15 protein-coding genes are annotated in these 22,118 nt (G+C 44.2%); 10 read left to right on the forward strand and 5 right to left on the reverse strand.

The annotated features are described in order from the left end of the window. Positions 1-419 precede the first annotated feature (419 nt). The 10 genes from CTER_RS18020 (at position 420) to CTER_RS18065 (ending at position 15,293) form a co-directional block, all read left to right on the forward strand. Positions 420-1,619, forward strand: a complete 1,200-nt coding sequence (locus CTER_RS18020) for a saccharopine dehydrogenase family protein (RefSeq protein WP_004627877.1) — start codon at positions 420-422, stop codon at positions 1,617-1,619. 127 nt (positions 1,620-1,746) lie between these two features. Next, positions 1,747-2,898, forward strand: a complete 1,152-nt coding sequence (gene nspC / locus CTER_RS18025) for a carboxynorspermidine decarboxylase (RefSeq protein WP_040761580.1) — start codon at positions 1,747-1,749, stop codon at positions 2,896-2,898. A 197-nt stretch (positions 2,899-3,095) separates the two neighbouring features. Beyond that, entirely contained in the window at positions 3,096-4,463 is a 1,368-nt protein-coding gene (locus tag CTER_RS18030; RefSeq protein WP_004627960.1) for an extracellular solute-binding protein, read from the forward strand. 152 nt (positions 4,464-4,615) lie between these two features. Beyond that, complete coding sequence (locus CTER_RS18035) at positions 4,616-5,518, forward strand: carbohydrate ABC transporter permease (RefSeq protein ID WP_004627994.1); 903 nt, start codon at positions 4,616-4,618, stop codon at positions 5,516-5,518. A 3-nt stretch (positions 5,519-5,521) separates the two neighbouring features. Beyond that, positions 5,522-6,355, forward strand: coding sequence for a carbohydrate ABC transporter permease (locus CTER_RS18040; RefSeq protein ID WP_004627948.1), 834 nt, complete (start codon positions 5,522-5,524; stop codon positions 6,353-6,355). Between the two features lie 222 nt (positions 6,356-6,577). Next, positions 6,578-7,876, forward strand: a complete 1,299-nt coding sequence (locus CTER_RS18045) for an extracellular solute-binding protein (RefSeq protein ID WP_004627920.1) — start codon at positions 6,578-6,580, stop codon at positions 7,874-7,876. An 11-nt stretch (positions 7,877-7,887) separates the two neighbouring features. Beyond that, the gene (locus tag CTER_RS18050) at positions 7,888-9,666 is read left to right on the forward strand and encodes a sensor histidine kinase (protein WP_004627882.1); all 1,779 of its coding nucleotides are present in this window, start codon (positions 7,888-7,890) and stop codon (positions 9,664-9,666) included. Between the two features lie 234 nt (positions 9,667-9,900). Continuing rightward, complete coding sequence (locus CTER_RS18055) at positions 9,901-11,445, forward strand: response regulator (RefSeq protein ID WP_242835009.1); 1,545 nt, start codon at positions 9,901-9,903, stop codon at positions 11,443-11,445. Positions 11,446-11,555: 110 nt separating this feature from the next. Next, a complete protein-coding gene (locus CTER_RS18060; protein WP_004628008.1) occupies positions 11,556-13,730 on the forward strand; it encodes a beta-glucosidase family protein in 2,175 nt (724 codons plus the stop codon). Positions 13,731-14,273: 543 nt separating this feature from the next. Next, complete coding sequence (locus CTER_RS18065; RefSeq protein WP_004627874.1) at positions 14,274-15,293, forward strand: aldo/keto reductase; 1,020 nt, start codon at positions 14,274-14,276, stop codon at positions 15,291-15,293. A gap of 641 nt (positions 15,294-15,934) precedes the next feature. Here CTER_RS18065 and CTER_RS18070 read toward each other — a convergent pair. The 5 genes from CTER_RS18070 to CTER_RS18090 all read right to left on the reverse strand — a co-directional run bounded on the left by CTER_RS18070 (position 15,935) and on the right by CTER_RS18090 (position 21,967). Then, the gene (locus tag CTER_RS18070; protein WP_004627891.1) at positions 15,935-17,335 is read right to left on the reverse strand and encodes an FAD-binding oxidoreductase; all 1,401 of its coding nucleotides are present in this window, start codon (positions 17,333-17,335) and stop codon (positions 15,935-15,937) included. Then, positions 17,336-18,529, reverse strand: coding sequence for an electron transfer flavoprotein subunit alpha/FixB family protein (locus CTER_RS18075; RefSeq protein ID WP_004627898.1), 1,194 nt, complete (start codon positions 18,527-18,529; stop codon positions 17,336-17,338). 10 nt (positions 18,530-18,539) lie between these two features. After that, positions 18,540-19,328, reverse strand: coding sequence for an electron transfer flavoprotein subunit beta/FixA family protein (locus CTER_RS18080; RefSeq protein ID WP_004627967.1), 789 nt, complete (start codon positions 19,326-19,328; stop codon positions 18,540-18,542). Positions 19,329-19,427: 99 nt separating this feature from the next. Then, positions 19,428-20,984 (reverse strand): L-lactate permease, encoded by a 1,557-nt coding sequence (locus CTER_RS18085; protein WP_004627952.1) that lies wholly within the window; start codon positions 20,982-20,984, stop codon positions 19,428-19,430. 287 nt (positions 20,985-21,271) lie between these two features. Then, positions 21,272-21,967, reverse strand: coding sequence for a FadR/GntR family transcriptional regulator (locus CTER_RS18090; RefSeq protein ID WP_027631162.1), 696 nt, complete (start codon positions 21,965-21,967; stop codon positions 21,272-21,274). Positions 21,968-22,118 lie beyond the last annotated feature (151 nt).

The raw sequence follows: 22,118 nt of genomic DNA on the forward strand, positions 1-22,118 counted from the left end.
ATAATTATGTTTAAACAGAATATTTTTGATTTTTATTGATTTTTTCAGATATTTTTTGTATAATCACGCTTGTATTATTGACCGGCGGCAAGCCGGACGGCTTTTTACACCGCTGTATGTAAATGGTGCGGAGTCCGGCTGTTACAAGCCAACTGGAACAAATTCCATCAATATTTTGCGGCCGCTATGTCGGCTCAAAGCCATAGAATGGCTTAGGAGGTTTGCTTGAAAGACTTCACTTGCGTTCGTCTTCCAAGCAAACCTGTGAATTTATAGCCGTGCGAAATATTCAAAGTATTTACCAATACTTTGAAAGCGCACATGGCCAATTAACCTCCTTTATTCGCCACATTGCGGATGAGGAGTGAACAAATTTCATTATTATTTTGTGGCCACAAATGTGGCTCATGGAGGTTAATATGGGAAAAGCTTTAATTATTGGTGCCGGCGGCGTTGCAAGTGTTGTAATCCATAAATGCTGCCAGAACCCCGATGTATTCGAAGAAATATGCATAGCCAGCAGAACAGTTGAAAAGTGTGAGGCCATAAAAGCAAAACTGGATGGAGGAAAAACCAGAATCCAGACTGCCCGGGTTGACGCAGACAACACCGAAATGGTTATTGAACTTATAAATAAATTTAAGCCGGACATAGTTATAAACGTAGCGCTTCCGTATCAGGACCTCACTATTATGGATGCATGTCTTGCCACAGGGGTACACTATCTGGACACTGCAAACTATGAGCCGCCCGAAATACCGAAGTTCGAATATAAATGGCAGTGGGCCTACAGGGAAAGATTTGAAAAGGCAGGTGTCACGGCTCTGTTGGGCAGCGGCTTTGACCCCGGTGTAACAAGTGTTTTTTGCGCTTACGCTCAGAAGCACTATTTTGACGAAATACATTATATTGATATAGTTGACGCCAATGCAGGCGATCACGGCTACCACTTTGCTACAAACTTCAACCCTGAAATCAATATACGTGAAATAACAGCACCTGGCAGCTACTGGGAAAACGGAGAATGGGTGGAGACAGAACCTCTGGAGCTCAAAAAAGTGTATGATCTGCCCGAGATAGGACCCAAGGACATATACCTGCTGCACCATGAGGAAATAGAATCCCTGGCCCTAAATATCAAAGGCGTAAAGAGAATAAGATTCTGGATGACTTTTTCGGAAAAATACCTCACCCACTTGAGAGTGCTTGAAAATGTGGGTATGACTTCAATAGAGCCGATAGAATTCGAAGGCAAAAAAATTATTCCGCTTCAGTTCTTAAAGGCCGTATTACCCGATCCTGCTTCACTTGGACCCAGAACAAAGGGCAAGACCAACATTGGCTGCATCATCCAGGGTATAAAGGACGGAAAACCCAGAACATATTATGTCTACAATGTATGCGTCCATGAGGAATGCTACGCCGAGGTAGGCTCCCAGGCCATATCCTATACAACAGGGGTTCCTGCCATGATAGGTGCCATGATGATATTGAAGGGAATCTGGAAGAAACCGGGAGTATACAATGTGGAAGAGTTCGATCCCGATCCGTTTATGGATGCCCTGAACAAATACGGGCTTCCCTGGAAAGAGGATTTTTCTCCCAGGCTTCTTGATTAATTTCTGATTGTGTTCTGATTGATACGAAATTGAACATACGCCGCTGTTCACATTGCTTGATGCAGGTATGCAGGTGGACAGCGGCGTATAATATATATCCTCATATGGAAAGGCCATGGTAACGGTTATGGATATTAATATTGATATTGATTTTGGGAAATTGCCCACACCCTGTTATATAGTCGATGAAAGACTTCTTATAAAAAATCTTGAAATACTGGATTCGGTCCAAAAAAGGACGGGCTGCAAAATTCTGCTGGCCCAGAAAGGCTTTTCCATGCATGCGGTTTATCCCCTGATTGGAAAGTACCTTAAAGGTGTTACCTCCAGCTCGCTTTTTGAAGCCAGGCTGGGGTATGAAAAAATGGGGAAGGAAGTCCATGTATATGCTCCCGCATATATCGAAGAGGAGTTTGATGAACTGCTGAAATACACAGATCACATAGTGTTCAACTCCTTTGCCCAGTGGGACAGGTTTAAGGCCAGGGTCAGGAGCTACCCCGGCAAAAGGATAGAGTGCGGGATACGCATAAATCCTGAATATTCAGAGCAGGAGCATGCAATATATGATCCCTGCTCCAGGTATTCAAGGCTGGGAGTTACACTGAAAAATTTCAGGCCGGAGCAGCTGGAGGGTATAGACGGGCTGCATTTCCACACCATGTGCGAGCAGAATTCAGACACCCTGGAACGTACTGCCGGAGCAGTGGAAGAGAAGTTCGGGGAGTTTATAAAAAACATGAAGTGGCTGAATTTTGGGGGAGGACACCATATTACAAGGCAGGACTATGATATTGAGACACTTGTCCGGACCATAAGCCGCTTTCAGGAGAAATACGGCGTACAGGTATATCTTGAACCCGGTGAAGCCGTGGCTTTAAACACAGGCTACCTGGTGGCGGAGGTACTGGATATAGTAGAGAATGAAATGAATATAGCAATCCTTGATACTTCGGCGGCCTGCCATATGCCCGATGTGTTGGAGATGCCCTACAGACCCAACATAATAGCTGCCGGGAAACCCGGAGAAAACAGGTATACTTACAGGTTGGGAGGTCCCACCTGCCTGGCGGGAGACATAATAGGAGACTATTCCTTCAAGGAACCCCTGAACCCGGGGGACAGATTGGTGTTCTGTGATATGGCTCATTACACCATGGTAAAGAACAATACCTTCAACGGTGTCAATCTTCCGGCCATAGCACTTTACAGCCAAAAGGACGGGCCGGAAATAGTAAGGAAATTCCAATACAGTGATTTTGAGACAAGATTATCGTAAATATTGTTTAGAATTGAATATTGATTTTTGTATAAACCTAACAAAAAAGTTGGGTTTTTTGCTTCTATATGACACAAAATTATATGAAGAGGTAAGTTTTATAAATTAAATTGATCATCCTTTGATGCTATTATAAATACATAAGGCATGACTGAACATTGAGCTCATGCCAGTATATTAAAGGAGGTCATGAAAATATGAAAAAAGCTATTAGTAAGGCCCTTGCTGCAGGTATGGCTATCGTTATGACGTTATCCATAGCAGCTTGCGGTTCATCGACACCGGCAGCTACTTCAACCTCAACCGCGGCAGCCAGCAGTGCTGCTCCGTCATCAACCGCAGCAGAATCATCTGCACCGGCAGGGGAGCCTGTAAAACTCACATTTTGGCATATCCAGACAACAGAACCTTTCCCGGGGCTTATGGAAGAGTGGATGAAGAATTTCTCGGCAGAAAATCCAAACTATACTGTTGAGGTTACAGCGGTTCAAAATGACGCTTTCAAACAAAAGCTTCTGATTTCAATGAGTTCAAATCAATCGCCGGACATATTCCCTCACTGGTCGGGCGGACCGATGAACCAATATGCCGATGAAGGAAAGATTGCTGACCTAACCACTTACATGAATGAAAATAACTATAAAGACCGCTTCATGACGGCAGCTATAAACCAGGCTACATATAAAGATAAAATTTGGGCAGTGCCTGTTGAAAACACATCGGTGGCAATGTTCTTCTATAACAAGGAGCTGTTTGCCAAGTATAATCTGCAGGTTCCAAAGACAATTAAAGAACTTGAAGCTCTTTGTGACACTTTAAAGAAGAATGGTATCATACCTTTCTCTCTGGCCAACAAGACCCAGTGGACAGGTTCCATGTATTACATGTATCTGGCTGACCGTTTCGGCGGACCCGAACCTTTCAATGCGGCGGCACAGCGTACGGGTTCCTTTGAAAATGAAGCATTTACCCAGGCCGGAAACAAGATCCAGGAATGGGTCAAGAAGGATTACTTCAACAAAGGCTTCAACGGTCTTGATGAAGATTCCGGACAATCACGTACTCTCCTTTATTCAGGAAAAGCTGCAATGACACTTATGGGTTCGTGGTTCCTTTCAACAGTTAAAGGTGAAAACCAGGAATTTTTCGATAAGAACGTAGGTTCATTCCCATTCCCGGCTGCTGACGACGGAAAAGGTGATCCCAATTCAGTTGTCGGTACTGTCGGAGATAACTTCTATTCAGTTTCCGCAACCTCCAAAGATGTTGCAGGAGCCTTCAAAGCTATAACCTACCTTATAGACGACAAGGCTGTGGCTACACGTATTGAAAACGGCAGAGTTCCTCCTGTAAAGGGTGTAAAGGTTACCGACCCGCGCCTCCAGGATGTATTGAATGCAGTTGAAAAGGCCCCTTATGTTCAGCTGTGGTATGATCAGTATCTCCCGGCTGAAGTTGCCCAGGTTCACAAGGATACTTCACAAGCCATATTTGGTCTTGCCAAGACTCCGGAACAGGTAAACAAGGAAATGGAAGCAGCGGCTAAAAAATACTTTGGCAAATAATAATCAGTAAATTAAAGTATCTATAATTGATTGGGTATCACTCATCTGATACCCATCAATTATATTACTGTCAAATATATTACTGTCAAAATATTTATTCCTAAAAATAACCGGTCTGAAATAAGCTGCTTATTCAGAGGGGAGGAGAAACAATGCAAAGTACCAAATCACTCTTAAGCTACAGAAAACGTAATACAGCAATTGCAGCAACAGTATTCCTTATTCCGGTATTCCTCTTTATCTTGATTTTTATAGTTTATCCTATTATCAATTCTTTTTGGCTAAGTCTTCACAATTGGAACGGAATCAGTTCCAAGAAGATTTTTTACGGCTTGGAAAACTGGAAAACACTTGCGACCGACACCGTCTTTTACAAGTCTTTTCTTAATAATATAATAATAGTAATCCTGTCAATAGCTATACAGCTGCCCATAGCCATGGCACTGGCCTTCCTGCTGGATACGGGAGGAAAGAAACTGAATTTCCTCAAGATGGTCTATTTCCTGCCTATGCTCATGTCCTCAGTGGCAGTCGGTTTCCTCTTTAAATATACCTATGACCCCCAGTTCGGACTCATAAGTGCAGTGTCCACATTATTCGGGGGAGAAGGCATGGTGGATCTGCTGGGAAATCCAAAGGTCGCCATTTATGCCGTTATCACTGTCATATGCTGGCAGTACATTCCGTTTTACATGGTATATTTCCTGGCGGCTTTCAGTTCCCTGCCCGAGGAACTTTACGAAGCTTCAATAATCGACGGTGCCACATACGGACAGTATTTCTGGAAAGTTGCACTGCCCTGTATGAAGGGTACTGTAAAGAGCGCTGCGGTTCTTTCGCTGGTGGGTTCGTTAAAATATTTCGATCTTATATACGTTATGACCCAGGGGGGGCCTAACGGTGCGACAGAGCTCATGGCCACGTATATGTACAAAAACGCCTTCCAGACAATGCAAATGAGCTATGGCTCAACTATTGCATCAGGTATGTTCCTTGTAATTACATTGATTTCATTGCTGACCCTCAGGGCATTGAACGGAAGGGAGGAGGCGTAAAGGATGACCAGGAAAAAAATTTCAGCCGGAAAAATAATTATAGCATTATTGGCCTTGTTATGGTTGGTTATAGCAGGAGCTCCATTTTACTTCATGGTAATCTCAGCCTTCAAAGAACAGTTTGAAATTCTCACCACAGGTGTATTTTCAATACCCAAGGGTTTTTATATGGACAACTTTGCAGGTGTTATTAAAAGCCAGTTTTACAAATATTTGCTGAACAGCACCTTTGTGGTGATTGTTTCACTGGTACTTATTCTGGTTACGGCACTGTGTGCGGCATATCCATTTTCAAGATTTAAATTTAAGCTTAACAAGCCCCTGTTCGGACTTGTGGTAGCTGCAATGGCAGTACCCATACACGTGACTCTAATACCAATCTTTCAGCTGACCCAGAAAATACACCTGTATGACACCATTTATGCGCTTATAGGGCCGTACACCGCCTTCAATCTGCCCATATCGGTATTCATCCTGACCAGTTTTATGGCAGAAATACCGAAGGAGCTGGAAGAATCTGCCGAAATAGACGGCTGCGGCAAATACAGGACCTTCTTCCATATCATAGCGCCTTTATCAAAGGCGGGACTGGCCACACTGGCCATTTATAACGCCGTCAACATGTGGAATGAATTCAGCTTCGCACTTGTACTGACCCAGTCGGCAAAGAGCAGGACATTGCCTTTGTCAATATGGGATTTCCAGGGACAATATAATTCCAATGTCCCTATGATAATGGCCGTACTGACCTTTTGCGCACTTCCCATGATAGCTGCCTTTGCCATCGGACAGGATAAGCTGATCAAAGGTATGATGGCAGGAGCAGTAAAAGGCTAGAGCTGAAAATATATAAACTTTTTTGCTGCTACCCGGGGATAAATATAGTGTATAATAAAAGTACATATATTATCCCTGGCGGTTTATACGTACATGGCCGATAACCTCCTTTATCAGCCTTACAGCGTAGAGGAGTGAACAAATTTCATATCTGTTTTGCGGCTGCTGTTGCGGCTCAAAGCCATATCATGTCAAGGCCATAATATGGCTTGGGAGGTTAAGTTGAAAAGATTACTTCTAACCCTTATTGTACTTATAATAGTTCTTCCGCTGTCGGGCTGTTTTTACGACGGGCACATGGGTATGACCACTCAGAGAGTGCAGAAAAAACAGCTGACTCTGTACAGCATTCAGGGGGATTCTGCCGTCAACGAGGTCATTACCGATTCAGTCAACCGGTTTGAAGGCAGCAATAGCGGCTTTGAGGTGGTACATGAATTAATTCCCAATGATGTATACAAGAGCAGACTTTCTGTGTGTGTGGCTACAAATCAGATGCCGGACGTATTTCCCACCTGGTCCGGAAGCATATTGAAGGAATATGTAAGCATCGGGGGAGTGGTAAACCTGAGCAGTTATATGAGCAAGGATGATTATAGCTCCAGATTCAACAAAAAAGCACTTGATATGGTTACCTTCGGAGACGGAATATGGGGTGTTCCGGTAGAAAATATGTCCCTTGCAATGATTTTCTATAACAAGAGTATCTATAAGACGCTTAACCTGTCGGAACCCGCCAATTTCAACCAGCTCAAGAAGAATATCGAGGTGCTTAAAGAACATGGTTATATACCTTTTGCCCTGGCCAACAGAACGGCCTGGACGGGTTCCATGTTCTATATGTATTTTGTGGACCGTCTGGGAGGACCTGAGGTATTTGACAATGCTGCAAACAGGAAAAATAACGGTTCCTTTGACAATGAAGTATTTGTAAAAGCTGGTGAAATGGTACAGCAGCTGGTTGACATGGGAGCTTTTCCCCAGGGGTTCAACTGGATGGATGAGGATGCCGGTGATGCGCGCAATCTTCTCTATAATGAAACAGCAGCCATGACTTTGACCGGAAGCTGGTTTTTGAGCAATGTAAAATATGAAAATCCCGGATTTTATGAAAAGATAGGAGTTTTCCCTTTCCCAGCAATTGAAGGAGGAAAGGGAAATCCAAACAATTCCATAGGTACCCTGGGGGACAATTTTTACTCTGTGGCAGGTTCCTGCAATTACACCGATCAGGCCTTTGAGCTTGTGCAATATCTCATTGACGATACTGCGGTTCTAAAGCGCATTCACGCAGGCAAAATTCCTCCAGTTAACGATGTCAGCATAGAAGATCAGCTGACAAATGAGGTGTTTGATTTTATAAAGAAATCTCCGAATGTTCAATTCTGGTATGACCAATACCTCCCTCCCAAGCTTTCGGAGGCCCATTTAGCCCTTACAAGGCGGATATTTGGGGGTGAGGACCCTAAACATGCTGCAAAGAGTATGGAAGATATAACACGACAGTACTATAGTCAATAAAGGGTGGGCTTATGAAGAACTGGTTATTACAATTAGCTAAAAAGAAAATGAGGAATATTCCTTTCAGATCAAAACTTACTTATTATCTTGTAATAACAATATGCTTGACCGTATTGATTGTGGTGGGCTTTTCATATACTGTGACCAGCCGTTCCATAAAACAGCAGGCAAAAGATATGACAATGCTTCAACTCCAGCAAAACACCTCAAACCTTGAGGACTACCTTCAAAACATTGAAAGTACCCCCGACAGTATAGTCACAGACAGAAGCTTTCAGGAATATCTTTCGAGACACGATGAAGACAGCATGGATTTTTCGGCCACTGTCGACGATGTTTACAGATCCATGTCCAATATAATGGGTTCCAAAAGAGATATATTATATATGTTTCTTTATAAGGCCATCGACAATAATATTCTTTATCTGGGGCCCACAAAAGCCGGACAGGACTCAGACTACTCCAATGTGGCAGCCTACATGTCGAAAAAGGATATTTCAGGAAGTCCCATAAGGGTCAGCTTCAGACAGGATCCCATTTTGCCGAAGAAATATACCCTTACGATATACCAGCCCATATTTGATATATACAGGATAAAGAGACCCATCGGCATGTTGGGCATATCGGTAACAGAGGATGTGGTGGCCAGATTTTATTCCCACAGCAAAAGGGATCTCCCTCTTGATACCTTTATTATGAACGGTCAGGGTACAATTGTTTCCCACACCGACAAGAGTAAAATCAGCTCGAATGCCGAACTGGATGAAATCCTGGATAAGCACGACGGTTCAGCCGAGCTAGGAGGAAAGCTGGTTGTATATAAATACATAGAAAATTGGGATTGGTATGTGGTAGGTACTCTTCCCATCAGCTACCTCCTTAGAGATAATAATGTCATGCTTCTGGCAATACTGGCCATAGTTATTTTCACCATAATCCTGGCATCATTTATCTCATTGATTTTCAGCAGGCATTTGCTGCGGCCCTTTAATGATCTGATATACAGGATGTCAATGGTATCAAAGGGGGACCTGACCACACGCATAAACCTGTCGGACCACGGCTATGATTTCGAACAGGTATCAAAAGGCTTCAACCTCATGGTGGAACAGATAAATGTCCTCATGCAGAGAATATATGATGAACAAAGGCAGTTAAAGGAGATCGAGTTTAAAGCACTCCAGGCACAGATAAATCCTCACTTTCTTTATAACACACTGGAGTCAATACATTGGCAGGCCCTTATGAACGGGCATCATGAGATTTCGACCATGGTAAAAGCCCTGGCCGGTTTCTACCGTATAAGCCTGAGCCGGGGAGAGGCCATTATCCCATTAATGAGTGAGTCCCAGCATGTTGAAAACTATTTGACCATACAGGAAATGCGGTATAAGGACAAGATGGAAAGTTATATAGATATTCCCGAGGAATTTCTCGAGGTAATGATACCTAAAATGACCCTTCAGCCCCTGGTGGAAAACTCGATATATCACGGCCTGAGAGTCAAGCAGTCAAAGGGCTTTATAAAAATAACCGCTGTCCGTGAAGGGGAGGATCTGATCGTAAAAGTCATAGACAATGGTATAGGTATGGTTCCCGACCAGATAAAAAGCCTGAACCGTACACTGGAAGATAACGATTCGGATGTGGGATACGGAGTCAGGAATGTTCACAGGAGAATAAAGCTTTTTTACGGAAACCCCTATGGTTTGTTCTATGAGAGCAACGAGTACGGCGGTGTCACCGTAAATGTCAGATTGCATATTAACCGGGAGGAAAACAATATATAATTTGCAAGGGTTTCTTTATGAGTTGGGAAAATAGACTTAAGAACCTGTTTAGTATCTCATTGCACTCGTCATTTTGGTGTATTTTGCGCCATGCTGCGTTAAATTTTCTAGGAATAAACAAATTATTCCTTCGAAAATTTGCCTTGCCTGGCAGAAAATTCACTCAAAATGCCAAGCACAAGCAGATACTAAACAGGTTCTAAGGGAAAAGGTTGGTGAAGTATATTGTACAAAGTGCTGATAGTTGACGATGAGGTAATGATACGGAACGGCCTGTATAATATGATCCCATGGAAAAAGCTGGAGATAGGTGACGTCCGGACTGCTTCCTGTGCACAGGAGGCCCTGGAGCTTGCCCGTGAAACCAAGCCCGATATTGTACTGACCGATATATGTATGCCCGAAATGGACGGTCTGGAAATGACCAGGCTTATGCTTGAATTCCTTCCCGATCTGAAGGTGCTTGTACTTACCGGCTATGATGATTTTAAATATGCTCAGAAGAGCTGCTATCTAGGTGTTAAAGAATTCATACTGAAGCCGGTGGATGAAGTCAGCCTGGCAAACAGCATCAAGCTACAGGTGGAAAACATAAAAAACGAGCTGCAGTCCTCCTTGAAATGCAATATCCTAAACAGGAAAAGAGTATTGGAAAATCAGAGGGCCTTTGAAAAATCACTCATGCAGCTGACCGAAAAAGCCAATGAGACCGAAGAAATGGATATTGATGATCTGGTTCTGGAGGAGAACTGCCGGTATCAGGTGGGGCTCATATCACCGGTGCTGTCGGGCGACAGTGTGTGGGTGCAGCATAAAAATCTATTGTTGATTTCAATTAAAACCATTCTTATAGATATGATCGATTCCAATAATTCAGGCTGGACCTTTCAAAACAGGGACGGAGATATTGTTGTGATATTTTACATAAAAAATAGTGATGACAGTGCCGAGGACCAGATATCCAGGCTTCAGGAAATTGTAAATGTGGAATATGACGTGGATCTGGAGACCGGTATCGGTCCCATAGTGGCCAATATTTCCAAAATAAAGACTTCATACAAAAAAGCAAAAGAGAATGTGAAAGCAAACAAAGCGGAATTTAATTTGCAGGAGGACAGCCTGGGTATTGAAGGCTCCAGGCAGAAGGATAAGCTGTCGTACTACAGGAATCAGATGCTGGAGAGCATACCGGATACCGAAGCGGTAAAAAAATACCTTAAGCTGTATATTGACGAGGTAAAAAACTCAGGAATGAAAAAGGTGAATGCCGAGCAGAAATTCTATGAGCTGGCTTCGGCCTTTTACTGGGAATATCTCAAAACCACAGGCTATCAGGCCGACGGCCGTCTGGAGACCCTGATAACGACACTGCGGAGCAACGACCTTGAAAACTGCTGTGTTTTCATAGAAATGTTTATTGCAAAACTGATGTATACCAACAAAAAACAAATGCATGAGATAGTTGAAGCCGCCACCAAATATATTAAGGAGAATCTGACCGAGGACCTTACGGTATTTACCCTGGCAGAGCAGTTCCATGTTGCCCGGAATTATTTTTCCAGGCTGTTCAAGAAGGAAATGGGAGAGGGCTGCAACGAATACATCACCAGGCTCCGCATTGAGAAGGCAAAGCAGCTTTTGGGTGCGTCAAGGCTGAGAACCTACGAGATTGCCGAAAAGGTAGGTTATCACGACACAAATTATTTTTCTCTGGCCTTTAAGAAAAATACCGGATTATCGCCGAAAGAGTTCCGGGAAAAGCTTAACAATCCCGAATAAAATAATTGGTAAACTGTTTTCCAGTCTCATGACAAATTTGCAGGATTTGCATTAAAACTGCGATTATTAAGGAAACTAATACTATAATCATGATCAGGAGGTATTGTACTATGGCAGTAAATACCAGAATTTTTCACTGTGACGAATACTTTCGTCTCCCAAGAAAGGAAAAAAAGGAATTTGACAGTATTATTCTAAAAGAACTGGAAGAGAATCCTGTCAGGCATCTGGAGACTGAATGGGGAAGATTTGAAAATATGCCGCCCATGTCCGAAGAGGAGATTGACAGGCTGGCAGAGGATGTTTTGAGTGAGATGTCCCTGGAGCAGAAGGTTCACCAGATGTCCTGCGATAATTATGCAAGATATGCACCCATTAATCCTCCGAGATATAATTTCATACCCTATTATGCCGGAGAAAACCTGGAACTTGACATACCGGCAGTCAAATTTACAGACGGACCTACGGGAATAGTGCTGGGCTATCACGCCACCGCCTTCCCTGTCTCCATAGCCCGCGGCTCCTCCTGGGATACCGAACTGGAGGAACGTGTAGGAGATGTCATTGGAATAGAGGGCCGCTCGGGCGGCGCAAATTTCTTTGCCGGGGTGTGTATAAACCTGCTGCGCCACCCTGCCTGGGGACGTGCCCAGGAAACCTACGGAGAGGATACTGTTCTGCTGGGTAAAATGGGTGCGGCTTTGACAAAGGGCGTTCAAAAGCACATGATGGCCTGTATAAAACATTACGCCGCAAACAGCATGGAAAACGCCCGCTTCAAGGTTGACGTGCAAATGGACGAGAGGACCCTGCGGGAAATCTATCTCCCCCACTTTAAGGCATGTGTGGATGCGGGCGCAGCTGCGATAATGAGTGCCTACAACCGTGTAAGAGGACAGTGGTGCGGGCACAACAGCTACCTTCTCAATCAGATACTCAACGGTGACTGGGGTTTCGAAGGTCTGGTGATGTCCGACTTCATATGGGGTGTGAGAGACACCGTTGAAGCGGCTAACGGCGGAATGTGCATAGAAATGTATGCGACACAGTATTTCGGAGAAAGACTTGTGGAAGCAGTCAGGGACGGAAGGGTGGACGAAAACAGGATAGATGAGGCAGTCAAGCGCATTCTGAGGCAAAAGATCAGATTTTCCTTTGTGGGTGACAGGGCCCTGTACTCTGAAAATAAGATGGGATCAAAGGAACATGCGGCCCTGGCTCTGGAGGTATCTGAAAAGTCCACGGTCCTTCTTAAGAATGACGGCATATTGCCTCTCGACAGGAACAGAATCAAAAAAATCACTGTGGTAGGAAGGCTGGCAGCCCAGCCCAATACCGGCGACCTGAAGGGCAGCAGTGCCGTATTCCCTCCATATGTGGTCACTCCCCTTCAGGGGCTTGTCAATGAAGCCGGCGGCAGCATTGAGATATGCTATGTTGACGGAAGGACTCCTCACCAGGCTCAGGAACTGTCCAAAAATGCCGATGCAGTGGTTGTTGTTGCAGGTCTTACTTCACTTGACGAGGGCGAATTTATCACAAACGGCGGAGATGTGGGCGGGGACAGAAAAAATTTGGGCCTGCACTCTGAGGATGAAGATCTTATTGAGACGGTTTCCGGGGTCAATCCCAATGTAATAGTGGTATTGCAGGGCGGCAGTACAATAATTGTAGAGCCCTGGAAGAAGTTCGCCAAAGCAATTCTCATGCAGTGGTATCCTGGTATGGAGGGAGGAACTGCACTTGCAAACATTTTGTTCGGGAGGGTGAACCCGTCGGCCAAAATGCCTGTTACGGTTCCGGCGACTCCGCAGCAGCTTCCCTATTATGATATGGATGCCACCGAGATTGTTTATGACTATTACCACGGGTATTTCCTTGCCGATAAAAACGATTATGCCGTCACTTACCCCTTCGGCTTCGGCATGAGTTATACCACCTACAGCTACAGCAACGCCAGGGCTTCGGTGGAAAATGGAAAGATAGCGGTGAGCGTTGATGTTAAGAATACCGGTAAAATGGCCGGAGATGAGGTTGTTCAGCTCTATGTGGGCTATAAAAATTCCGGGGTGGAGCGCCATGTGAAGGACCTGAAGGGCTTTACAAAAGTCAGCCTGGAGCCGGGGCAGGAAAAGGCGGTTACCATTGAGCTTGACAGTCGGGAACTGGCCTATTACTGCGAAACCTCCAAAGGCTGGATAGTGGAAGATATAGTTTATATTGCCATGATAGGAGCATCCTCGGCAGATAAGGAACTTTTAAAGGCAGAATTCACTCTGAAATAGCTGTGGATGACAAGAGGCAGGTAAATAAGCAAAGTTAAATTATAAAATTTTAATAAAACAGTACGGTAAACAGCCGTCAAAACAGCCCGTGTGAGATGTAAAGTGCACCACAAATGTTGGATAAAAAAATCTAACTTTTGGAGGTGTACTTTTTTATGACTGAGTTCAGCAAAGATTTTCGGATTAAATTGGTAAAGGAAGTAAAAGAATTAACCATAGGCAGTATATTGTTTAGATGCTGCAGACTTCTTCATATATTTTTGTCATTAATTCAAAAATTCTATCGTCCATGCTCCAAACCTCCTGAGAATTTAATTATACCATATTACCCTCTATTGACAATGTACAATACGTTTTTGAGTGGTTAATTTGCCCTGCGGCTGCGTGTTGTGCTTTGTCAATAGAGGGTACCGTCAGCATTTATATATGACCGTCACAGAATACAGCCACTTTGTTCATGTATTTGCATTTAATTACTTTTTAGGACTATAATTATGAGATACAGAGTTGAACTCAGACACAAAGAAAAGGTTGGTGATTTTTATGGAAAGAACAAGATTGGGACGGACGGGTCTGATGGTTGCGAGAAGCAGCTTTGGAGCACTTCCCATACAGAGGGTTTCCTTTGATGAAGCAAAAGAACTGTTATTAAAGGCATATGATAATGGAATTAACTTTTTTGATACGGCCAGAGCTTACACCGACAGCGAAGAGAAGATCGGATATGCTCTTTCAGAAGTCAGAAAAGATATTATAATAGCTACTAAAACCTTTGCCAGCGATAAAAAGACACTGTTTGAACACCTTGAGACAAGTCTTAAAAATATGAAAACCGATTATGTGGATATACTTCAGCTTCACAATCCTGCCGAACTGCCTGATCCCAATGATCCGGACAGTACTTATGCAGGACTTCTGGAAGCGAAAAAGAAGGGCATGATACGTTTTATTGGCATCACAAATCATAGAATAAAAACAGCAATGGAGGCAGTTGCATCAGAGTTGTATGATACGATGCAATTTCCTTTGAGCTCCCTATCCTCCGACGTGGATCTGGAGCTGATAGAAGAATGTATAAAATATGATGTGGGCCTGATCGCCATGAAAGCAATGTCAGGCGGTCTTATAACAAATGCCGCGTCAACCTTTGCTTTCCTGCGCCAGTATGAAAATGTCGTACCCATATGGGGCATTCAGCGGGAGAGGGAGCTGGACGAGTTTCTGGCCCTGGAAAAGAATCCTCCTGTGCTGGACCAAGCCTTGTGGGAGGTCATCAATAAAGACAGGGGAGAGCTGGCGGGCAATTTCTGCAGGGGCTGCGGCTACTGTATGCCATGTCCCGCAGGTATAGAGATACCTACCCAGGCAAGAATCTCCCTGCTTTTGAGGAGAGCCCCCTATCAGCAGTTCTTGCAGGATGCTTTCAGGGATAAAATGGAGCTTATAAACAAATGTATAGAATGCGGCCAGTGCAGGGAGCATTGTCCATATAAAATAGATACTCCAAACCTGCTCAAAAGCCAGCTGGCAAATTACACCGAGTTTTATAATGAGCATATGTAAGGCTGCAATAACCACAAATATACTTTAACTTATACACTAAAACAATAAAACACAAAGCGGCAGAGAAACAATATATCTTTACCGGTATGCGAGGACAGAATTAAATTCAAAGGGAGGCACGTGGTCGGTTTTAGCAAGTTGGGAAAATATCTTAAATCCGGAAGGAATTATGCCGGCAGCAGTATTACCGGACTGAACAATACAGATAGACTGCAATAACCACAAAGACTTTTTAACTTATATGCTTAAACAACAAAACACAAAGCGGCAGAAAGACATGGGGTTTACCGGTACGCGAGGACAAAATTAAAGTCAAAGGGAGGCTCGATAGAAAGCAGTTGCTGAATTTTTTGGCAAAGTTCAAATGATGCAGCCGTCAAAGCGACAGGAGGTCGCTTTGAGCATCAAGAGCAGCAGGAGGCTGCTTGTTGTGCGACGGCGGAAGAATTTGAACGAGCCAATAAAAATTCAAGCAACTGCTTGGGGAGCAATCCCTTTGACTTAATTTTTGTACGGGAGTACCGGTAAACCCTATTCCAGCTTACCCCGCCACATTGTGTTTTGTTAGCATAGGAAGTACAAATTAAAAGAGTCAATTGAGGATATTGCAGCTTCTTAATTCTACAATCCGGTAAAAGCCGTTACTGGCATACCTTCCCTGGATTTAATATATTTTTCGGGTCGAAAGCCATCTTAATCCCCCTCATTATCCCCATTATTTCTGGATCAAGAGATTCCTTGAGATAAGGCTTCTTTGCATAACCGATACCGTGCTCTCCAGATACCTGTCCCCGGAGTTCATTTGCCTTTTTATACATTTCCTCCATAGCCAGGGCAAGTCTCTTTTCCCATTCTTCTTCGCTGAGGTCATCCTTGAGAATATATGCATGGAGATTACCGTCTCCGGCATGGCCGAAGCTCTTGATCCTCACGCCTACCTGATCTTGAAGTTTATGGCTGAATTCAACTATTTCGCTTACCTTGTTTCTGGGAACAACCACATCGACTTCGTCCATGTAGGTGGTAGAGGCTTTAATTGCCTCAAGAAATGCGCCCCTGGCCTTCCAGATGGAATCATTCCTTTCCTCGGTATCGGAAATAAGAATATCAATTGCGCCCTGTTCCAGACATATTTTTGCAACCCTGTCGTAGGAGGCTTCGATTTCTTCTGTGGAATTTCCGTCAAATTTCAAGAGCAGATAGGAGTCCGACTGGTTGTCGGGGAACTTTTTGCCCAGAAATTCTTCGGCGTCCATGATTGTCTGTCTCTGCATAAATTCAATAGCGGTGGGAATGGTCTTTGACTTGATAATCAGGGGGACTGTTCCTATAGCCTGCTCCAGAGACGGAAAAGGTATTAAAAGGCTGATTGCCTTCTTGGGCAGAGGCAGAAGCTTTAAGATTGCCTTTGTTATTATGCCAAGAGTGCCCTCGGAGCCAACTATCAGATCCTTCATGGCATAACCCGAACTGTTCTTGACCACCTTGCCGCCGAAACTGACAATATTACCATTGGGCAGAACTATTTCCAAACCTCTGACATAATCCCTGGTAACACCGTATTTTACCGCCCGCATACCTCCGGCATTGGTGTTGATATTGCCTCCGATGGTAGCGGTTTTTTCGCCCGGATCGGGGGGATAGAAAAGATCGTGCTCCTCGACATACTTTGAGAGCTCCATGAGCAGAACGCCCGGTTCAACAGTGACTGTTAAATTTTCCTCATCGAGCTCAAGGAAATGGTTCATAAGGCTCAGGTCCATAACAATCCCCTTGTTTATGGGGACGGCACCTCCCACAAGACCGGTGCCCGAACCTCTGGGTGTAACCGGAATGTTGTTTTCACAGGCATATTTCATTACAGCCGATACTTCTTCGGTTGAAACCGCCCGGACAACAATATCGGGATAGCATTCAGTGCCTCCAAGCTCATCATGGCTGTACTCTTCGTTTATGTTTTCCCTGTAAAGAACTCTCTCTGTGTCGCCTATTATATGGGTTACAGCTTCGAAGTCCTTCTGGCCGAATATTTTGTAATTCATTTATATACCCCTCCTTGATGCTTTGATTTTTTCTATGAGCCTGGGAAGAATATCGTATAAATCCCCGACGATGCCGTAATGTGCTATTTTAAAGATTGATGCCTTTTCATCCTTGTTTATTGCAAATATATAGTCCGAGTTGTTCATACCGGCTGCAAACTGTACCGAACCGGAGACTCCGCAGGTTATTATGAGCTTGGGTCTCACTGTTCTTCCGCTCAGGCCGATCTGTTTTTTGGCGTCAAACCAGCCCGCTTCAATCATGGGTCTGGTGCAGGCAATCTCTCCTCCCAGAAGGTCGGCCAGCTCCTTTATAAGCTTCAGATCCTCCTGTGCTCTGACTCCTCTGCCTGCAACAATCAGAACATCGGCGTTTTCTATGAGATTTTCCTTCGGCTTTTCCACAACTCCCAGGACATCTATTTTGGACTCCAGACACTCCCTGCCAATTTTACAGCTTATTATCCTGCCTGCCGGTTCTGCTTTCCTTTCAGGGGAATTCATAACCTTGTAACGGACTGTAGCCATCTGAGGTCTTGCGTTGGGGGTCATGATCTCTGCCATGATATTTCCTCCGAATGCAGGTCTTATTTGAACAAGATCCGTGTTTTCCCTGATATCCAGGATGGTGCAGTCGGCTGTAAGTCCTGTTCTGAACCTGGCGGCTACCCTGGGGGCAAGCTGTCTCCCGACGCTGGTGGCACCTACCAGGATGGAGGAAGGCTTTATTTTATTTATAAAGTCTTCAAATACGGCGGTATAGCCATCTATTTTAAAGTGATCCAATTCTTCATAGTCATAAACATATACTTCGTCAACTCCGTAGTGAAGCAGCCCGGCTGCACTGTCTCCGATTTTATTGCCCATAAATATGCAGTAAACCTTGTGGTTTATCTTATCTGCCAATTCTCTGGCCTTTCCGATCAATTCGTAGGTTACGGGGTGGATATCCCCGTTAACATGATCCACATAGACCGCTATGCCGTTCCAGGCGGATTTGTCTATACCGGCCTGCTTTTCCTTCAACAGCTCGGCAGCGCCTGCCGGTCCTTTTTTTACGCAGAGTCCGCACATTTTACAGGCACTGTTTACCTCAACCCTGCCATTGTTGTTTTCCAGCGCACCAAATGGGCAAACTGCCATAAATTCTTCGATATTTGTTATTTTATCTTGATGGATTATTAATTTTGACATGGTTTGCCTCCTAAACAAATTTTAATTCTTTGATTTTATTGAATAATTTTTCGGGAATATCCTCGGCGGCATCATTCCAGAGCTCGCGGTGATTGTTGGCCTCGGGAGGAAATATTCTTTGCACTTGTGTGGGAGAACCGTTTAAACCGTATTTCTTTTCATCCTGATCTCCCAGATCATTAAATGAGATGATTTTTATTTCCCGGTTTTTTGTCTCCATTTTTTTGACGTAGGAGGGAAGTCTCGGCTGACAGATATCCTTATCCACTGTCAGAAGGCAGGGGTAGGGGACCTTGGCAATTTCAACTGTATTTGCCATATCCATCTCAACCGTAATATGGCTGTCTCCGATTTCAATTAATTTTTTAACGTTGGATATACTGGGTATATTCAAGTATTCGGCCATTTCCGGGCCTACCTGTGCCGTATCGCCGTCAGTGGTCTGCTTGCCGCACAGTATCAGCTCGAATTTTCCCAGCTGTGCCACCCCCTGGGAAAGGGTATAGCTGGTGGCAAGCACATCGGAACCGCCGAACTTTCTGTCCGAAAGCAGTATGCCCTCATCTGCACCCATTGCAAAGGCTTCCATTATTATCTGCTTTGCCTGGGGAGGCCCCATACTGATTACTGTAACCGAGCCGCCGTGGGCTTCCTTTAATTTCAAAGCTGTTTCAAGAGCATACAGATCATAGGGATTCATTTTTGAATCCACACCATCCCTCTTTAAAACTCCCGTAACCGGATCAACCTCAACCTTATTGGTCCCGGGTACCTGTTTTATACAAACTAAAATATTCATATTAACCTCCTAAGCCATGTATGGCTTTGAGCCGCTTAGCGGCCACAAAACTGTAATGAAATTTGTTCACTCCTCATCCGCAATAAGGCGAATAAACTGCTAGAAACCGAATAATGAACTGCAGAAATAGCTGATTAATCCTAAAATAACTACATATACCGCGCAAACCTTTATGGTGCTTCCGAGAATCTTACCCTCGCTGCCGGCCAGGCCTGTAGCTGCAACCGCTATGGCGATGCTCTGGGGAGAGATCATTTTTCCTGCCGTAGCTCCGCCTGTATTTATGGCAGCTATCCAGTACGGATTTGCTCCGGCTGCCTTTGCAGCCTCGGACTGGAGATTGCCGAACAATACATTTGCCGAGGTATCACTGCCTGTTACAAAGGTTCCCAGGGCTCCTATAAGGGGCGCCACCAGCGGATAGAACGAACCTGTGATCATAACCAGCACTGTGGCTATGGAGTTTATCATTCCGCTGTAACCCATTACTTTGGCCAGGGCAATGATGGAGACTATTGTAATGGTGGATTTAATCAACTGTTTAACCGTTTTTAAAAGTATACCTGTTATTGTTTTGAACTTTACTCCCTGTATCATACCGCCGATATAGGTTGCTATAATAATCAGCGTTCCGGGTGCTGCCAGCCAGGAGAAGGTATAAGGTTTTGCTCCCTCGCCGGTAAAGATTTGAACCGAGGTCTTAACTGCCGACAAAGCCTCGTTTACCGGAGGGATCAGTGTTGAAGAGCACAGTATGAAGAGGAATACCAGTATGAATGGCAGCCAGGCCATCAAGCCCTGTTTTAGTGTTATCTTTTCCTGCTTTGCTGCTCCAGCCGTTTGTATCTGATATTCTTTCGGTACAGGAGCCTTGCCTTTAAAAAGTTTGGCAGCTATTACAGTACATATCATTGAACAAACCGCACCTACGACTGCTGGAAGCTCGGGTCCGAGGTATTTTGCTATGAGGAGCTGGGGTACTGCGAAGGAAATACCCGATACCAGTGTGATGCCGAAGATTCCTTTAACGGCTTTAAAGGATTTGCCTGTAAGCATTACAAGTGCGAAGGGAAGCAGCATTACCAGCGGCAAAAGCTGAATTCCCACGGCATAGGACAGCTGCGATACATCCAGGCCGGTTACCTTGGCCAGGGTAACTACCGGGATACCGATGGCACCGAAGGCAGTGGGAGTTGTGTTGGATATGAGACAGATCACTGCGGCAAAAAGAGGATTGAAACCCAGTGCGACCAGAATTCCGGCCGGTATGGCAACTGCTGTTCCGAAGCCTGCTATGGCTTCGAGAAAACCGCCGAAGCCCCAGGCCAGAATAAGGATCAGTATTCTTTTATCGGTGGTGACACCTGTTATCATTCTTTTAATTACATCCATGCCTCCGGTATGGAGAGACAGATTGTAAGTAAATACTGCCGCTATGATAACAAGGGTTATTGGCCATACTGCCAGAGCCACACCTTCCAGACCTGCGGTAAGAGTGTCCAGCAGATTGAGTTTCCATACAAATACTGCAAGAGCCGCCGTCAGTCCAAAGGCGATGGGACATGCCTTATAACCCGGCCACTTAAGTACACCCAGTGAAACAATAAGCCACATTATGGGTAAAAGAGCTAATACAAATAAAACAGCGATATTCATGGCTTCTCTCCTTTGAAAATCAGTATTGGTTAGCATTGGTTTTAGCTTGAGCATTTAGCATAAAGAAGTGCTGTAAATTGGTATGACCAATTTGATTAAAAAAATAAACAGCTGAATTCAAGTGTTTGTGCATGTTACACATATTGGTCGTACCAATTTGTATCTTTATATTACAATATCACTAAAGCTGTGTAAACAATAGTTATTTATTTAACTATTTATTTTAATTTTACCTGCATATATCTGGAATAAAAAAAGACCTCAATGAGGTCAAATATACCTGAGGGTCAATTGTGCTTAATGTATTGGGCAATGATGTCAAAATGCTGCATGATGGCTTCATGAGTGGCTTTTGAGTCTCTGGCCTTTAAGGAATGGACAATTTTTTCATGAATATTCTGGAGCCTGGATACATTGTCCCTGTTGGATAGAATTTCCTTGCGCCTGTCCTTGATATATATGTTTATCAGTTCCTCCAGAATTTTGAGTATCTGTATGATAATGCTGTTGTGTGAGGCGGCGGCGATTGTGTAATGGAGCTCGCTGTCCAGTGCCACGTTTTTGTTCTCGTCCTCTGTTACAGCCATTTCTCCGACTATTTCCTCAAGCCTTTTTATTTGTTCATCCGTTATGTTTTCAACAGCCAGAAGAGCTGCCTTTGTCTCAAGGGCTTCTCTCAATTCACTTATCTGAAGGCTGTTGAACTGCTGCAGCAGGAACATCATTGACATTGATTCTGTGAGACTCTTTGTGTAATTTCCCGTAATAAAGTTTCCAGAGCCCTGAATGCTTTCAATTACACCCAGTATTTCAAGGGTCCGCAAGGCCTCTCTTATTGATGTACGGCTTACTCCAAACTGTCTGGCCAGATCCCTTTCAGGCGGCAGCTTGTCCCCGGAGGAAAGTTTTCCGGTGATCAGATCGGTTTTTATAGAGTCGATTATTGATTCATAGGTTCTTTTTGAAGAATCCTGTTTTTCCATGTTCATCACCATTTCCGCAGTTTATGAATTGCAGTAACAATATTATCCTATCATCAGTATGGGCTAAAAACAACCCGCTGAAAAATAAATGGTCCGGGTATGTTGAATTAACTTCGATATTGTGATATTTTCAGTGTAAGAAGTAATGGCG

The sequence above is a fragment of the Ruminiclostridium cellobioparum subsp. termitidis CT1112 genome, assembly GCF_000350485.1.
Taxonomy (GTDB): Bacteria; Bacillota; Clostridia; order Acetivibrionales; family DSM-1351; genus Ruminiclostridium; species Ruminiclostridium termitidis.

Bases quoted from the DNA above. Each gene is read 5' to 3' on its own strand.
- CTER_RS18020 (WP_004627877.1), top strand. From the start codon at position 420: ATGGGAAAAGCTTTAATTATTGGTGCCGGCGGCGTTGCAAGTGTTGTA.
- nspC (WP_040761580.1), top strand. From the start codon at position 1,747: ATGGATATTAATATTGATATTGATTTTGGGAAATTGCCCACACCCTGT.
- CTER_RS18030 (WP_004627960.1), top strand. From the start codon at position 3,096: ATGAAAAAAGCTATTAGTAAGGCCCTTGCTGCAGGTATGGCTATCGTT.
- CTER_RS18035 (WP_004627994.1), top strand. From the start codon at position 4,616: ATGCAAAGTACCAAATCACTCTTAAGCTACAGAAAACGTAATACAGCA.
- CTER_RS18040 (WP_004627948.1), top strand. From the start codon at position 5,522: ATGACCAGGAAAAAAATTTCAGCCGGAAAAATAATTATAGCATTATTG.
- CTER_RS18050 (WP_004627882.1), top strand. From the start codon at position 7,888: ATGAAGAACTGGTTATTACAATTAGCTAAAAAGAAAATGAGGAATATT.
- CTER_RS18060 (WP_004628008.1), top strand. From the start codon at position 11,556: ATGGCAGTAAATACCAGAATTTTTCACTGTGACGAATACTTTCGTCTC.
- CTER_RS18065 (WP_004627874.1), top strand. From the start codon at position 14,274: ATGGAAAGAACAAGATTGGGACGGACGGGTCTGATGGTTGCGAGAAGC.
- CTER_RS18070 (WP_004627891.1), bottom strand. From the start codon at position 17,335: ATGAATTACAAAATATTCGGCCAGAAGGACTTCGAAGCTGTAACCCAT.
- CTER_RS18075 (WP_004627898.1), bottom strand. From the start codon at position 18,529: ATGTCAAAATTAATAATCCATCAAGATAAAATAACAAATATCGAAGAA.
- CTER_RS18080 (WP_004627967.1), bottom strand. From the start codon at position 19,328: ATGAATATTTTAGTTTGTATAAAACAGGTACCCGGGACCAATAAGGTT.
- CTER_RS18085 (WP_004627952.1), bottom strand. From the start codon at position 20,984: ATGAATATCGCTGTTTTATTTGTATTAGCTCTTTTACCCATAATGTGG.
- CTER_RS18090 (WP_027631162.1), bottom strand. From the start codon at position 21,967: ATGGAAAAACAGGATTCTTCAAAAAGAACCTATGAATCAATAATCGAC.